The 13,561-nt window shown below is 70.0% G+C and carries 14 protein-coding genes; 7 read left to right on the top strand and 7 right to left on the bottom strand.

All coding sequences use genetic code 11. The features are described 5' to 3' along the window. Positions 1 to 5: 5 nt before the first annotated feature. The 4 genes from WFK95_RS13330 to aceA all read right to left on the bottom strand — a co-directional run bounded on the left by WFK95_RS13330 (position 6) and on the right by aceA (position 4,141). Positions 6 to 758, bottom strand: a complete 753-nt coding sequence (locus tag WFK95_RS13330; protein WP_336671007.1) for a class I SAM-dependent methyltransferase — start codon at positions 756 to 758, stop codon at positions 6 to 8. A 35-nt stretch (positions 759 to 793) separates the two neighbouring features. Beyond that, positions 794 to 1,744 (bottom strand): NAD(P)/FAD-dependent oxidoreductase, encoded by a 951-nt coding sequence (locus WFK95_RS13325; protein WP_336671006.1) that lies wholly within the window; start codon positions 1,742 to 1,744, stop codon positions 794 to 796. Between the two features lie 77 nt (positions 1,745 to 1,821). Continuing rightward, entirely contained in the window at positions 1,822 to 2,691 is an 870-nt protein-coding gene (locus WFK95_RS13320) for a 3-hydroxybutyryl-CoA dehydrogenase (RefSeq protein WP_224651746.1), read from the bottom strand. A gap of 157 nt (positions 2,692 to 2,848) precedes the next feature. Further along, positions 2,849 to 4,141: an isocitrate lyase gene (gene aceA / locus WFK95_RS13315; RefSeq protein WP_224651744.1), complete on the bottom strand. Its 1,293-nt coding sequence runs from the start codon at positions 4,139 to 4,141 to the stop codon at positions 2,849 to 2,851. Between the two features lie 402 nt (positions 4,142 to 4,543). On the opposite strand from aceA, the gene ramB reads away from it, so the two are divergent. The 3 genes from ramB to WFK95_RS13300 all read left to right on the top strand — a co-directional run bounded on the left by ramB (position 4,544) and on the right by WFK95_RS13300 (position 6,970). Next, positions 4,544 to 5,944: an acetate metabolism transcriptional regulator RamB gene (gene ramB / locus WFK95_RS13310; RefSeq protein WP_336671005.1), complete on the top strand. Its 1,401-nt coding sequence runs from the start codon at positions 4,544 to 4,546 to the stop codon at positions 5,942 to 5,944. 145 nt (positions 5,945 to 6,089) lie between these two features. Next, entirely contained in the window at positions 6,090 to 6,614 is a 525-nt protein-coding gene (locus WFK95_RS13305; RefSeq protein WP_336671004.1) for a carboxymuconolactone decarboxylase family protein, read from the top strand. A gap of 2 nt (positions 6,615 to 6,616) precedes the next feature. Then, a complete protein-coding gene (locus tag WFK95_RS13300; RefSeq protein WP_336671003.1) occupies positions 6,617 to 6,970 on the top strand; it encodes a VOC family protein in 354 nt (117 codons plus the stop codon). 77 nt (positions 6,971 to 7,047) lie between these two features. Here the strand turns inward: WFK95_RS13300 and thpD are convergent, their stop codons facing one another. Together thpD and lpdA are read right to left on the bottom strand one after the other, a co-directional pair. Continuing rightward, positions 7,048 to 7,923, bottom strand: coding sequence for an ectoine hydroxylase (gene thpD, locus WFK95_RS13295; RefSeq protein ID WP_336671002.1), 876 nt, complete (start codon positions 7,921 to 7,923; stop codon positions 7,048 to 7,050). A gap of 213 nt (positions 7,924 to 8,136) precedes the next feature. Further along, positions 8,137 to 9,519: a dihydrolipoyl dehydrogenase gene (gene lpdA / locus WFK95_RS13290; RefSeq protein ID WP_336671001.1), complete on the bottom strand. Its 1,383-nt coding sequence runs from the start codon at positions 9,517 to 9,519 to the stop codon at positions 8,137 to 8,139. On the opposite strand from lpdA, the gene WFK95_RS13285 reads away from it, so the two are divergent. Genes WFK95_RS13285 through WFK95_RS13275 form a run of 3 tightly spaced genes read left to right on the top strand, consistent with a single transcriptional unit; the run spans position 9,508 to position 12,271 of the window. Next, the gene (locus WFK95_RS13285; RefSeq protein ID WP_336671000.1) at positions 9,508 to 11,574 is read left to right on the top strand and encodes a prolyl oligopeptidase family serine peptidase; all 2,067 of its coding nucleotides are present in this window, start codon (positions 9,508 to 9,510) and stop codon (positions 11,572 to 11,574) included. The genes lpdA and WFK95_RS13285 overlap by 12 nt on opposite strands. Further along, positions 11,574 to 11,888 carry a thiamine-binding protein gene (locus tag WFK95_RS13280; protein WP_336670999.1) on the top strand — a complete coding sequence of 105 codons (315 nt, stop codon included), beginning with the start codon at positions 11,574 to 11,576 and terminating at the stop codon, positions 11,886 to 11,888. The genes WFK95_RS13285 and WFK95_RS13280 overlap by 1 nt, the downstream gene beginning before the upstream one ends. Beyond that, positions 11,885 to 12,271, top strand: coding sequence for a VOC family protein (locus tag WFK95_RS13275; RefSeq protein WP_336670998.1), 387 nt, complete (start codon positions 11,885 to 11,887; stop codon positions 12,269 to 12,271). The genes WFK95_RS13280 and WFK95_RS13275 overlap by 4 nt, the downstream gene beginning before the upstream one ends. 12 nt (positions 12,272 to 12,283) lie before the next feature. Here the strand turns inward: WFK95_RS13275 and WFK95_RS13270 are convergent, their stop codons facing one another. Beyond that, the gene (locus tag WFK95_RS13270; protein ID WP_336670997.1) at positions 12,284 to 12,721 is read right to left on the bottom strand and encodes a DoxX family protein; all 438 of its coding nucleotides are present in this window, start codon (positions 12,719 to 12,721) and stop codon (positions 12,284 to 12,286) included. 101 nt (positions 12,722 to 12,822) lie between these two features. On the opposite strand from WFK95_RS13270, the gene WFK95_RS13265 reads away from it, so the two are divergent. After that, positions 12,823 to 13,515: a L,D-transpeptidase family protein gene (locus tag WFK95_RS13265; protein ID WP_336670996.1), complete on the top strand. Its 693-nt coding sequence runs from the start codon at positions 12,823 to 12,825 to the stop codon at positions 13,513 to 13,515. Positions 13,516 to 13,561 lie beyond the last annotated feature (46 nt).

Raw genomic sequence — 13,561 nt, 5'->3', positions numbered from 1 at the left:
CCGGGTCACTGCGGCTTGCGGGCCGTGACGAACTGCCCCTGCCCGCTGACGGTCTGCTGCACGTCGACGAGGCCGTAGTCCCGCAGCCAGCCGGTGATCTCGTCCTTGCCGAACCAGCGGAAGCCGGAGACGCGTTCCGCGGTCGACGAGCCGAGGACCGACGTGAGCGGCGTCTGCAGCGAGGTGAACAGGGCCACCCGGCCGCCCGGCTTGGCGACGCGGCAGATCTCGCGGACCGCGAGCCGCGGCGCCGGGATCAGGTAGAGCGCGGCGAGGCACACCACGGTGTCGAACGTGTCGTCCGGGAAGGGCACCTCGAGGGCGCTGCCGCGCACATAGGCGACGCGGTCGTCGGTGTTGTCGCGCACCGCGCGCTGCAGCATGGCCTCGGAGACGTCGAGCCCGACGACGACGCCCTCGCCGCGCAGCTTGCGGGCCAACGGCTTCGTGTAGAGGCCGGGCCCGCAGGCGACGTCGAGGACCTTCTGCTCGCCCCGGCCGGTGAGCTCCTCGAGCAGCACGTCGGTGCGGCTGAGCGTGCCGCTGCCGCCGAGGCTGAACAGCCGGGTGAAGGCGGGCCGCCACGCCTTCTCGTACACCGCGGCCAGCGCCGGGTTGTGCATCAGCGCGTTGCTCAGGCCCGTCGGCTTCGCGCTGTCGGGGCCGAGGACGTCGAGGTAGCCGTGGCTGCGGTCGGGCTCGCGGCCGAGCCGGCCGGGGTCGAGGAGTGCCTCCACCCGGTCGAGTGCGCTGGTCATGCGGCCACGCTAGCGCGCCGCCCTCCCGGGCCGGGTCAGATCGCGGGCGCGACCCGGGCGAGGTCCGCTGCGATGTCGCGCTCGAGCAGGTGTGCGCTGATCGCGGTCGCGGCGACGGAGCCCGCTCCGGCCGCGACGATGACCTGCGCCATCGGGTTCACGACGTTGCCGGCCGCCCACACGCCCGGCTGCCCGGCGACCGCACCCATCGGGTCGACGGGGACCGTCGGGAAGGGCCCGGCGGCGCCGCGCTCGGCGCCCAGCTGCAGGAGCAGGTCGTCCTGCGGCACGAATCGCGGGCCGACGAAGACGGCCTCGCGCGGGATCTCGGTTCCGTCGGCGAGGCGGACGGCGCGCAGGGTGTCGTCCTCGACGACCAGGCCGGCCACGGCACCGTCGACGATGCGGGTCCCGCGCGCCTCGATCCGCGCCCGGTCGGCGTCGTCGATCTCCAGGCCGTTGGTGAAGAAGATCAGATCGCGGGACCACTGCGGGATGAGCAGCGCCTGGTGCACCGACATGGCGGGGTTGTCGCCACCGAGCACGGCGAGTGGCCGGTCGCGCACCTCGTAGCCGTGGCAGAAGGGGCAGTGGATGGCATCGCGGCCGAAGCGCTCGGCGACGCCGGGGACGTCGGGCAGTACGTCGGTGAGGCCGGTGGCGACCAGCAGGGTGCGGGCGCGCAGCACCTCGTCGCCGACGGTGACCTCGATCAAGTCTCCGTCCCGGCGCACGCCGGTCGCGGCGCCGGCGAGGATGCGCACGCCGTAGGCCTGCGCCTCGCGCCGGCCGATGGCGAGGAGCTCGGCGGGGTTCAGTCCGTCGTGGCCGAGGTAGCCGTGCATGTGCTCGGCCGGGGCGTTGCGGGGCGCGCCCGCGTCGACGACGGTGACGGCCCGTCGCGCCCGGCCGAGGACCTGCGCGGCGGTGAGGCCGGCGGCCCCGCCGCCGACGATGACGGTGTCCAGGATCTGCGTTGCGTTCATGGCTCCACCGTGCGCCGGAAACGACTGAACCGGCAAGTTCCCTTGCCGGTTCAGCAACGTTTTCGCTCGGGGCGAACCTACTTCGCGGGGTACTCGTAGATCCCGCGGCCCGACTTCTTGCCGACGTAGCCGGCCTCCACCAGGCGCAGCAGCAGCGGCGGCGCGGCGTAGGTGGGCTCCTTGTACTCGGCGTACATGGCGTCGGCGATGAACTTCACCGTGTCCAGGCCGACGAGGTCGGCCAGCTTGAGCGGGCCCATCGGGTGGGCGCAGCCGAGCATCATGCCCTTGTCGATGTCCTCGGCGGTGGCGAAGCCCGACTCGTACATGCGGATCGCCGAGAGCAGGTACGGCACCAGCAGCGCGTTGACGATGAAGCCGGAGCGGTCCGTCGCGCGCACGACCTGCTTGCCCAGCACCTCGGACGCGAACTGCTCGGCGCGCGCCGCCGCGGCCTCCGACGTCGACAGCGAACTGATCACCTCGACCAGCGGCAGCACGGGCACCGGGTTGAAGAAGTGCAGGCCCAGCACGCGGCCGGGGTTCTTCGTGGCGGTGGCGATGCGCTGGATCGGCAGCGACGAGGTGTTGGACGCGAGCACGGCGTCGGGGTCGGTGATGACCGCGTCGAGCTTGCCGAAGATCTCGGCCTTGACGGCCTCGTTCTCGACGATCGCCTCGACCACCAGCTGGCGGTCCGCGAAGTCGGCGAGGTCGGTGGTGAATTTCAGCCGCTCGGCGGCCTGGTCGCGCTCACGCTCGGTGATCTTGCCGCTGGACACCGCGCGGTCCAGCGACTTGAGGATGCGGGCGCGGCCGCCGGCCGCGAGCTCCTCGGTGGCCTCCCAGACCAGCACGTCGGCGCCCGCGCGCGCGGACACCTCGGCGATGCCGCCGCCCATCTGGCCCGCGCCGACGACGCCGACCCGCGAAACTGCTTCGCTCATAAGAACTTCCTAACGTAACAACGACTAGAGGTGAGACGGAGGTAACTCTGCAGGGGTACGCCCAGAACGTACCCACATACGCCACAGGCGGCCCGCGACGAAAGTCACGGACCGCCTGCGATCGGCTAGATTCCCGGAGAGGCGGGCCTGCCAGTTCCTAGTGGAACTGGCCCTCTTCGGTCGAGCCCTTGAGCGCCGCGGTGGACGTGTTGGGGTCGACGGTGGTGGCGATGCGGTCGAAGTAGCCGGCGCCGACCTCACGCTGGTGCTTGGTGGCGGTGTAGCCACGCGCCTCGGACGCGAACTCGCGCTCCTGCAGGTCGACGTAGGCGGTCATGCCCTCGCGGGCGTAGCCGTAGGCCAGGTCGAACATCGAGTGGTTGAGGGCGTGGAAGCCGGCCAGCGTGATGAACTGGAAGGTGAAGCCCATCGCGCCCAGCTCCTTCTGGAACTTGGCGATGGTCGCGTCGTCCAGCGCCTGCTTCCAGTTGAAGGACGGCGAGCAGTTGTAGGACAGCAGCTGGTCCGGGAACTCGGCCTTGACCGACTCGGCGAACTTCTTGGCGACCTCGAGGTCCGGAACGCCGGTCTCCATCCAGATCATGTCCGCGTAGGGCGCGTAGGCCTTGGCGCGGGCGATGCACGGCTCGATGCCGTTCTTGATGTTGTAGAAGCCCTCGGCGGTGCGCTCACCGGTCACGAACGGCTTGTCGCGATCGTCGACGTCCGAGGTGATCAGGGTGGCGGCCTCGGCGTCGGTGCGCGCGATGACGACGGTGGGGGTGTTCGCCACGTCGGCGGCCAGGCGGGCCGAGGTCAGGGTGCGGATGTGCTGCTGGGTGGGGATGAGCACCTTGCCACCGAGGTGGCCGCACTTCTTCTCCGAGGCGAGCTGATCCTCCCAGTGGGTACCGGCGGCACCCGCTGCGATCATGGCCTTCTGCAGCTCGTAGACGTTCAGGGCGCCACCGAAGCCGGCCTCGCCGTCGGCCACGATCGGCACGACCCAGTTGTCGACGGACTTGTCACCCTCGACGCGGGCGATCTCGTCGGCGCGGAGCATGGCGTTGTTGATGCGACGCACGACAGCCGGCACCGAGTTGGCCGGGTACAGCGACTGGTCGGGGTAGGTGTGGCCCGAGAGGTTCGCGTCACCGGCGACCTGCCAGCCGGAGAGGTAGATCGCCTTGAGGCCGGCGCGCACCTGCTGCACGGCCATGTTGCCGGTGAGGGCACCCAGGGCGTTGATGTAGGAGCCGTCACCCTTGGTGACGCCGTCCCACAGGATCTCCGCGCCGCGGCGAGCGAGGGTGTTCTCCTCGACGACGCTGCCCTGCAGCTCGGCGACCTGCTCGGCGGTGTACTCGCGCGTGATGCCCTTCCAACGCGGGTTGGTGTCCCAATCCTGCTGGATCTCGGCGGCGGTCCGCGGCTGTCCGACGGTGCTCATTGGCTCCCCGTTCTTCTCTGCGTCGATGTGGATCTGATCGGCCACCGGGAGGCTGAGCGAGGGCTATCGCTAACCCGATTCGCTGTCCCGGCGTTGCGCCTTCGCCTACTGTGCCACACCTAAAGCCGCAGGCCAAGGCGGTCGGCGATGCCAAAGCAAGCCATGAAATCACACCGATCCTGCTAATCCTGCGAAGGTCCGCGGCGGGCGTCGGCGAAAAAAGTACGCCCGTACTGGGAGTTTGTCGGCGCGAGGCGCCGGGCCTCTCGACCCCATTCCCGACGGTCCGCCGCCGCGCACCGCTCGTCGCCGGTCCATCGTTGTGACACACCTCACTGCAAAGCTCCGCCCGAACGCTCGTAACCCGTCGGTAGCTGCGGCTCCGCGACTAAACTTCGCCGCATGTCCAAGACCTTCGTGGGGGCACGACTCCGCGGCCTGCGCAAGGAGCGCGGGCTGTCGCAGGCGTCCCTCGCGGAGGCGCTGGAGATCTCGCCGTCGTACCTGAACCAGATCGAGCACGACGTGCGGCCGCTCAGCGTCCCGGTGCTGCTGAAGATCACCGACGTCTTCGGCGTCGACACCTCCTTCTTCAACTCCCAGGACCAGACGCGGCTGATCGCGGAGCTGCGCGAGGTCACGATGGATGTCGACGCGCCCACCAGCACCGACGAGCTGTCCGAGCTCGCGCGCGACCACCCCGGCTTCGCCCGCGCGATGGTCGCCCTGCACCGCCGCTACCTCGGCGCCGCCGATCAGTTGGCCCAGGTGACGGACGGCCGCAACGATCCGGGGGCCCGCGGAAGCATCCCGAATCCGCACGAGGAGGTGCGGGACTTCTTCTACCAGCGGCAGAACTACTTCCATGAGCTCGACGTCGCCGCCGAGGAGCTCACCGCGCGGATGCGCATGCACAACGCCGACGTGCGCACCGAGATCGTCACCCGACTCGAGGCCGTGCACAACGTGTCGATCCGGCGCCGCGTCGACCTCGGGGAGACGGTGCTGCACCGCTACGACCCCCGCACCCGCGTGCTCGAGATCAACCGCCACCTCTCGAGCGGGCAGCAGGTCTTCAAGATGGCGGCCGAGCTCGCCTACCTGGAGTGCGGCCGGGAGATCGACGCCCTGGTCGACGGTGCCGGCTTCGGCTCCGACGAGGCCCGCGCCCTCGCCCGGCTGGGTCTCGCGAACTACTACGCCGCGGCCGTCGTGCTGCCGTACACGCAGTTCCACGGTGCCGCGGAGGAGTTCGAGTACGACATCGAGCGCCTGTCGGCGTTCTTCTCGGTGAGCTACGAGACCATCGCGCACCGCATGTCGACGCTGCAGCGGCCCAACCTGCGCGGCGTGCCGCTGTCCTTCGTCCGCGTCGACCGCGCGGGCAACATGAGCAAGCGGCAGAGCTCCACCGGTTTCCACTTCTCCGCCTCCGGCGGCACCTGCCCGCTGTGGAACGTCTACGAGACCTTCGCGTGGCCGGGCAAGATCATCACGCAGATCGTCGAGATGCCCGACGGCCGCAACTACCTGTGGGTCGCGCGCACCGTCGAGCGGCGGGCGGCGCGGTACGGCCAGCCCGGCAAGACATTCGCGATCGGCATCGGCTGCGAGCTGCGGCACGCGCACCGCCTGGTCTACGCCCGCGGACTCGACCTCTCCGACGCCAACGCCACCCCCATCGGCGCCGGCTGCCGCGTCTGCGAGCGCGCCGGCTGCCCCCAGCGCGCCTTCCCCGCCATCGGCAAGGCCCTCGACATCGACGAGCACCGCTCCACCATCTCGCCGTACCTCGTCCGTTGAGGACGTGTCCTCGACATCCCCGCCGACCGCTCCACCAACTCCCCCCTCCCTCGTCCGCTAGCTCCGCCCTCCCAGCCCCGGCCCGGAAGTGAACTTCGTTCATATCTCTCTCCCGGCGGCGCTCCGCAGGCGGTAGCGTCGAGTCATGACACCCCGCGTGACTCCCGGCGGACTCCGCCAGCTCGGCCCCATCAACTACGCCATCGCCAAGATCGGTGCGAAGGCGATCCGCGCCGACGACATGCACCTGTTCTCCACCCTCGGCCGCACCAAGCGGCTGTTCGTCGGCTGGCTCGGCTACTCCGGAATGCTCATGCCCTTCGGTGCGCTCAAGCGCTCGGAGTCGGAGACGGTCATCGTCCGCGTCGCCTTCCTGCGGGAGAACGCCTACGAGCTTGGCCACCACCGCCGCATCGGCGCGCAGGCCGGCCTGACGGACACGCAGTTCGAGCGCATCTTCGACGGCTCGGGCTGGGACGAGCGCAGCGCCGCGCTGCTCGACGTGGTCACCGAGCTGGTCGAGGACAAGGCGGTCACCGACGAGGCCTGGGCCCGCCTCGCCGCGTTCTACGACGAACGCAAGCTGGTGGAGATCGTCATGCTCGCCACCAACTACGACGGCCTCGCGACCGCCATCGACGTCCTCGGCATCCAGCCCGAGAAGGCCTGATCATGCGGGTGCACAAGGTGATCCCGAACATCGCCGTCGACGACATCGCCGCCGCCCGCGGCTTCTACGCGGACTTCCTCGGCCTCGGCGACGAGGAGTTCAACCTCGGCTGGGTCGCCCGCTTCTCCTCCCCCGACCACGGCGCCAGCGTGCAGCTCGTGACCGGCGACCGGACCGCGGAGATCGACTCGGACCTGTCCGTGATGACCGACGACGTCGAGGCGGCCTACGCCGAAGCGCAGCGCTCCGGCTACGAGATCGTCCACCCGCTCACCAGCGAGGAGTGGGGCCCGCGCCGGTTCTTCGTCCGCGCCCCCGACGGCACCGTCGTCAACGTCGTCGGCCACCCGCACTGACCGCTCACGATGTCGAGTTCTGCGGCACCACAGGTGCTCAGGAGCACACGTGACGCCGCAGAACTCGAATTCGTGAGCTACTCGCGCGCCGCCAGGTAATCCGGTCGATGGGCGTCGGCGGCGAACGGCTCACCCAGCCCGTTCGACACCGCGTTGAACACGACGAACAGGTTCGACCGCGGGTACGGCGAGATGTTCCCCGCGGACGCGTGCAGGCAGTTGCAGTCGAAGTACAGCGCGCTGCCCGCGCCGCCGGTGACCTGCTCGATCCCGTACTCGTCGGCCATCGCGGCGATGTCGCGCTCCTCCGGCGTGCCGAACGGCGGCCGATAGGACTTGAGCGACTCGCGGTGGTACTCGCCGGGCGTGCGCCCCACGCAGGAGACGAACCTGCGGTGCGAGCCGGGCATGATCATCAGCGAGCCGTTGAACGGGGTGTTCGGCGTGAGCGCCAGCGAGACGCTCACCGCCCGCGGCGTGGGCATGCCGTCCTCGGCGTGCCAGGTCTCGAAGTCGCTGTGCCAGTAGAAGGGTCCGCCGGCGAAGCCGGGCTTGAGGTTGACGCGGCTCTGGTGCACGTAGACGTCGTCGCCGAGCAGCTGCCGGGCGACGCCGGCGATCTCCTCGCGCGCGATGATCGACGCGATCCTCTCGCTCAGCTCGTGCACCGCGAAGACCGACCGCACGCTGCCGTCGGAGGTCTCCCGGATCACCCGCTCGTCGGAGCCGAGCCTGGTCGTCACCGCATCGATCTCGGCGCGCACGTCGCGGATGTCGCCGGCGTCGAGCACGCCCTCCACGCTGCGGAAGCCGTGTGCGGCGAAGTCGTCGACGGCACCGTCGGGCCAGGGCCCGGACCGTCCGGGCCAGACGACGGGGTCGGGTCGGTCGTGGATCTCGCTCCGGTCGACGCGCGTCGGGTAGTGGTCGGTGAGCGTCGCTGCGTGGGTCATCTATTCCTTCCGTCCGGGCAGTGCGTTCCACTGCGTGCCTCACGGCGCGGACGTCCCCGACGGTGACCGATGCCCCTTCTCGACCCGGCGCCGTGGCAACGCCACGCCGCGGTCCCGACCCTGCCAGGGTCCGGCACGAGTGTCCAACTCGGCTGGAAGCGCACGGCGGCCCGGCACCGTGGATCGGTGCCGGGCCGCCGGGAAGCGCGATGCCTAGAGGTTGATCATGTGCCCCGCGAGGCCGTGGATCGACTCCTGCAGCGCCTCCGACAGCGTCGGGTGCGTGTGGACGTTGCGGGCGAGCTCGTTGACCGTGAGGTCCCACTTCTGCGCGAGGGTCAGCTCGGGCAGCAGCTCGGAGACGTCGGGGCCGATGAGGTGGCCGCCGAGCAGCTCGCCGTACTTGGCGTCGGAGACCAGCTTGACGAAGCCGACGGGCTCGCCGAGGCCCTGGGCCTTGCCGTTCGCCGAGTACGGGAAGGTCGCGGTCTTGACGTCGTAGCCCTCGTCCTTGGCCTGCTGCTCGGTGAGGCCGAACGAGGCGACCTGCGGCTGGCAGAAGGTGGCGCGCGGCATCATGCGGTAGTCACCGAGCGCCTGCGTCTCCGCACCGGCGATGGTCTCGGCGGCCACGACGCCCTGCGCCTCGGCGACGTGCGCCAACTGCAGCTTCGCGGTGACGTCGCCGATGGCGTACACGCCGGGCACGTTGGTCCGCATGAAGTCGTCGATGGCGATGGCGCCGCGCTCGGTGAGGGCGACGCCCGTCTTCTCCAGGCCGAAGCCCTCGACGCGCGGCGCGAAGCCGATCGACGTGAGCACCTTCGAGACCGTGATCTCCCCGGCGCCCTTCGGGCCGGTGTACTTCACGACGACCTGCGAGCCCTGGTCGTCGACCGACTCGACCTTGGTGGAGGTCAGGATGTTCACGCCCAGCTTCTTGTACTGCTTGGCGATCTCCTTGGAGACGTCCGCGTCCTCGTTGGGCAGCGCGCGGTCCAGGAACTCGATGATGGTGACGTCCACGCCGTAGTTCTTGAGGACGTACGCGAACTCCATGCCGATGGCGCCGGCGCCGACGATGGCGATCGACTCGGGCAGGTCGCGGGTGAGGATCTGCTCCTCGTAGGTGACCACGTTGTCCGACAGCGTGACGCCCGGAAGGAGGCGCACCGTCGAACCGGTGTCGATGATGATGTTGTCGCCCGTCACCGTCTGGTCGCCGACCTGGATGGTCTTGGCGTCGACGAAGGTGCCGTAGCCGTTGATCTCGGTGATCTTGTTCTTCTTCATCAGGAAGTGAACGCCCTTGACGATCCCCTCCGACACCTTGCGGCTGCGGTCGAACGCCGCCCCGAAGTCGAACGAGACGTCACCGGAGATGCCGAACAGCTGCGCCTTGTGCGTGAAGGTGTGCGCCAGCTCGGCGTTCTTCAGGAGCGCCTTCGACGGGATGCAGCCCACGTTCAGGCACACACCGCCCCAGTACTTCTCCTCGATGACCGCGACCTTCTGCCCGAGTTGGGCGGCGCGAATAGCGGCGACGTAGCCTCCTGGGCCGGCGCCGAGTACAACAGTGTCAAAGTGATCAGCCACGGCTTTCAGCCTAGCCCTAGTGTGGAGTCCATGGACCAGTACGCATGGCTCGAAGAAGTGGAATCCGCCACTGCCCTGGATTGGGCCCGGGAACGCAACGCCGCGAGCACCGCGCGCCTGACCGGACCGAGGTTCGACGAGCTCGAGGCGGGCGTGCTCGCCATCCTCGACACCGACCAGCGCATCCCCTACCCGGTGCGCCGCGGTGAGTACCTGTGGAACTTCTGGCGCGACGCCGACCACCCGTACGGCCTGTGGCGCCGCACCACCCTCGAGTCCTTCCGCACCGACAGCCCCGAGTGGGACGTCGTCATCGACGTCGACGCCCTCCGCGAGGCCGAGGGCGAGAACTGGGTCTGGGGCGGGGCCGCCGTCCTCCGCGCGGAGTCGCCCGACGGTGCGCGGTACGACCGCGCGCTCGTCTCCCTCTCGCGCGGCGGCGCCGACGCGACGGTGGTGCGGGAGTTCTCCATCTCGCGCCGCGAGTTCGTCGACGGTGGCTTCTCCCTCCCGGAGGCGAAGAGCCGGATCTCGTGGATCGACAAGGACACCGTCTACGTGGGCACCGACTTCGGGCCCGGCTCGCTCACGGATTCGGGGTACCCGCGGCTGGTCAAGCGGTGGCGCCGCGACACCCCGCTGGGTCACGCGGACCTGGTCTACGAGGGCCATCACTCGGACGTCTCGATCGGCGCGGGTTACGACGACACCCCCGGCTACGAGCGGCATTTCGTCTCGCGCGCGATCGACTTCTACAACAGCGAGATCTACCTGCTCTCGCCGGACACGCTGGCGCTGGAGCGGATCGACGTGCCGACGGATTCCGATGCGGACGTGCACGAGTCGCGGCTGCTGGTGCGCCCGAAGTCCGCGTGGGAGCTGCCCACCGGGACGGTGCCCCCGGGTGCGTTGGTGGCCTTCGACTTCGAGGCCTATCGGGCGGGCTCGCGCGAGTACAGCACCGTCTTCACCCCCGACGCGCACACGGCCCTCGCGGGGTATTCGTGGACCAAGTCGTACCTGCTGCTGTCGACGATGCGGGATGTGCGCTCGGAGCTGCACACGCTCGAGCCCGGCACGTGGGAGAAGCGGGAGACCCGCGGCTTCCCGGAGCTGGCCGAGATCGGCGTGTACTACACCGATCCGCGCGAGGGTGACGAGATCTTCGCCACCGCCAGCGGTTTCACCCTGCCGCCCACGCTGCTGCACGGGACGGCCGGCGGCTCGGTGGAGCCGCTGAAGTCCGCGCCGGCGTTCTACGACGCCACGGGCGTCACGGCCGAGCAGTTCTTCGCCGCCAGCGACGACGGCACGCAGATCCCCTACTTCGTGGTGCGCAAGCCGGCTGAGGGCCCGCAGCCGACGCTGCTGTACGGCTACGGCGGCTTCGAGGTCTCGCTGACCCCGGACTACACGGCGGTGTCCGGGACGTCGTGGATCGAGCGCGGCGGCGTCTACGTGCTGGCGAACATCCGCGGCGGCGGCGAGTACGGACCCGACTGGCACACGGCCGCTTTGAAGGAGCACCGGCTGCGCGCCTACGAGGATTTCGCCGCTGTCGCGAAGGATCTCGTGGCCCGCGGCATCACGACGCGCGAGCAGTTGGGCGCGCAGGGCGGCTCGAACGGCGGGCTGCTCATGGGCGTGATGTACACGCGGTACCCGGAGCTGTTCGGCGCCATCGTCTGCCAGGTGCCGCTGCTCGACATGCGGCGCTACCACCAGCTCCTCGCCGGCGCGTCGTGGATGGCGGAGTACGGCGATCCGGACGATCCCGCGCAGTGGGCGTACATCAGCGAGTACTCGCCGTACCAGAACCTGCCGGACGGCCCGGGCGATCTGCCCGCGCTCCTGGTGACCACGTCGACCCGCGACGACCGTGTGCACCCCGGCCACGCCCGCAAGTTCGTGGCGGCGCTGCGGGAGCGCGGCATCGAGGTGGACTACTACGAGAACATCGAGGGCGGCCACGGCGGCGCGGCCGACAACAAGCAGGCCGCCTTCAAATCCGCCCTCGCCTACGAATTCCTGTGGCGCGAGCTGGGAGGCGAATGATGCTCGCAGCATTCTCGATCAGCTCGATGGGCGGGGACCAGAGTGCCGACGGTGGCGTCGCCGCCGCCGTCGCGGAAGCTGTCGCCATCGTCCGCGCGTCCGGCCTACCCAACGAGACGACCTCGATGTTCACCACCATCGAGGGCGAGTGGGACGAGGTGATGGGCGTGATCAAGGCGTGCGTCGACCGCCTCGCCGAGAGCGCCCCGCGCGTCTCCCTCGTGGTCAAGTGCGACATCCGGCCCGGGCACACCGGCCAGCTCACGGCAAAGCTGGAGCGGGTCGAGCAGCACCTCCGGGATTCCGGGCGATGACGCTCCGCTCCGTCGAGCCGCAGCTGTTCGTCGCCGACGTCGTCGCCGCGGTCGCGTACTACGTCGACCGCCTCGGCTTCGAGGCGCGGTTCGTGCACGGCGAGCCCGCGTTCTACGCGCAGGTGGCGCGGGACGGGCTGGCGCTCAATCTCCGCCATGTCGACGAGCCGGTGATCCCGCCGGAACTCCGGGACCGCGAGCACCTGCTCGCGGCGACCTTCGGCCTCGCCTCCGCGGCGGATCTCTCCGCGCTGGCGGACGAGTTCGCCGCGCGGGGCGCGGAGATCGCCGAGCCGCTGACTCGGCAGCCGTGGGGCTCCGACACCGTCACCGTCCGCGACGCGGACGGGAACCTCTTGCTGTTCGCGGCCCCGTCGGACTGATCCGGCGGACCGTCACCGGCGTTGCAGTCGGGCCTCGATGCCGAACGGCTCGTCGAGGGCGAAGCGGCCCGGGCCCGCGCCCGCGAGGGCCAGCAGCACCAGGAGCAGCAGCCACTCGGGGCTGTAGAAGAACCGGCTCAGGAATCCGGTGACCGTGGTGGACGCCTCGGTCGCCGCGGGCCAGACCGAGTAGTAGATCGCGCCCACCATCGTGACCGCCAGCCCCGCGGCCGCGAACCGAGTGAGCAGCCCGAGCACCAGCAGGGCGCCGAGGACCAGCTCCGCCCACGCCGTCACGGTCGACGCGAGGTCGGGTTCGGGGATCCTCCACGCGGCGAAGTCCGCGGCGAACCGCTTCGGGTTCGCAACCTTCCCCCATCCGCTGAGGAAGAACATCACCCCGACGCTCGCCCGCGCCACCAGCAACCAGATGTCCCTCGTCGTGTTCACGCCCCCGAAGGTACGGAAGACGAGCCCCCATCGCAGCGCGCCATGCGGCAGTGGACTCGCCGGCTTCACGTGAAACCCCAGCTCGTGCCATACTGTGACGCATGTTGCTCAAGAGGCGTCAGGTGCTGGTGGGACTTGCTGCGCTGCCCGCCGCCGCGGTCGCCACGTCGCTGACGGTCCCGCACGCCGCCGCAGCGGACGCCGACAAGGCGCTGCTCGACGCCGCCGTCGCGGCCGCGCCGACGGCCCGCGAGGTCATCACGGTGGCGGCACCGTCGTTCTCCTCGACGGACGTCCAGGTCTCGGCGTGGGCACTGCTCGCGCAGGGCTGGACCAAGGTCTACGGGCCGGTCCCCGGCAAGGTCGGGCAGCAGGGCATCGGCGAGGGCAAGGACGGCGTGCCCCGCACCCCGTTCGGCGTCTTCAAGCTCGACCTCGCGTTCGGCCGCCAGGACAACCCGGGCACTACCCTGCCCTACACGAAGGTGACGAATCAGCACTGGTGGGACGGGAACGTCAACTCCCCCACCTACGACCGCATGGTCGTTCAGGCCGCCAGCCCCGGGCCCGAGAGCGAGAACCTCTACGACATCGGCCCCGTCTACGACTACGCCGTGCACTTCGACAACAACCCCACCCACACCCCGGGCAAGGGCGGCGCGATGTTCCTGCACGTCACCGACGGCAAGCCGACGCTCGGCTGCGTCGCGATCAGCCGCGACGGCATGATCACTCTGCTGAAATGGCTGGCGCCCGCGCACAACCCGGTCCTGGTCACCGGTCTCGCCGGCTGATCCGCGGTACCCGGCCGGCGCACAACCTCGGACGGTGGGCCGGCGA

Origin of the sequence: Tsukamurella sp. USMM236 (assembly GCF_037148755.1) — a bacterium.
In the GTDB taxonomy this organism is placed as follows: Bacteria; Actinomycetota; Actinomycetes; order Mycobacteriales; family Mycobacteriaceae; genus Tsukamurella.
This window is presented reverse-complemented; position numbering and strand designations above follow the sequence as displayed.

What these genes read in the sequence shown, in the direction of transcription:
- WFK95_RS13330 (WP_336671007.1), bottom strand. Translation starts at nt 758, where the DNA reads ATGACCAGCGCACTCGACCGGGTGGAGGCACTCCTCGACCCCGGCCGG.
- WFK95_RS13325 (WP_336671006.1), bottom strand. Translation starts at nt 1,744, where the DNA reads ATGAACGCAACGCAGATCCTGGACACCGTCATCGTCGGCGGCGGGGCC.
- WFK95_RS13320 (WP_224651746.1), bottom strand. Translation starts at nt 2,691, where the DNA reads ATGAGCGAAGCAGTTTCGCGGGTCGGCGTCGTCGGCGCGGGCCAGATG.
- aceA (WP_224651744.1), bottom strand. Translation starts at nt 4,141, where the DNA reads ATGAGCACCGTCGGACAGCCGCGGACCGCCGCCGAGATCCAGCAGGAT.
- ramB (WP_336671005.1), top strand. Translation starts at nt 4,544, where the DNA reads ATGTCCAAGACCTTCGTGGGGGCACGACTCCGCGGCCTGCGCAAGGAG.
- WFK95_RS13305 (WP_336671004.1), top strand. Translation starts at nt 6,090, where the DNA reads ATGACACCCCGCGTGACTCCCGGCGGACTCCGCCAGCTCGGCCCCATC.
- WFK95_RS13300 (WP_336671003.1), top strand. Translation starts at nt 6,617, where the DNA reads ATGCGGGTGCACAAGGTGATCCCGAACATCGCCGTCGACGACATCGCC.
- thpD (WP_336671002.1), bottom strand. Translation starts at nt 7,923, where the DNA reads ATGACCCACGCAGCGACGCTCACCGACCACTACCCGACGCGCGTCGAC.
- WFK95_RS13280 (WP_336670999.1), top strand. Translation starts at nt 11,574, where the DNA reads ATGCTCGCAGCATTCTCGATCAGCTCGATGGGCGGGGACCAGAGTGCC.
- WFK95_RS13275 (WP_336670998.1), top strand. Translation starts at nt 11,885, where the DNA reads ATGACGCTCCGCTCCGTCGAGCCGCAGCTGTTCGTCGCCGACGTCGTC.
- WFK95_RS13265 (WP_336670996.1), top strand. Translation starts at nt 12,823, where the DNA reads ATGTTGCTCAAGAGGCGTCAGGTGCTGGTGGGACTTGCTGCGCTGCCC.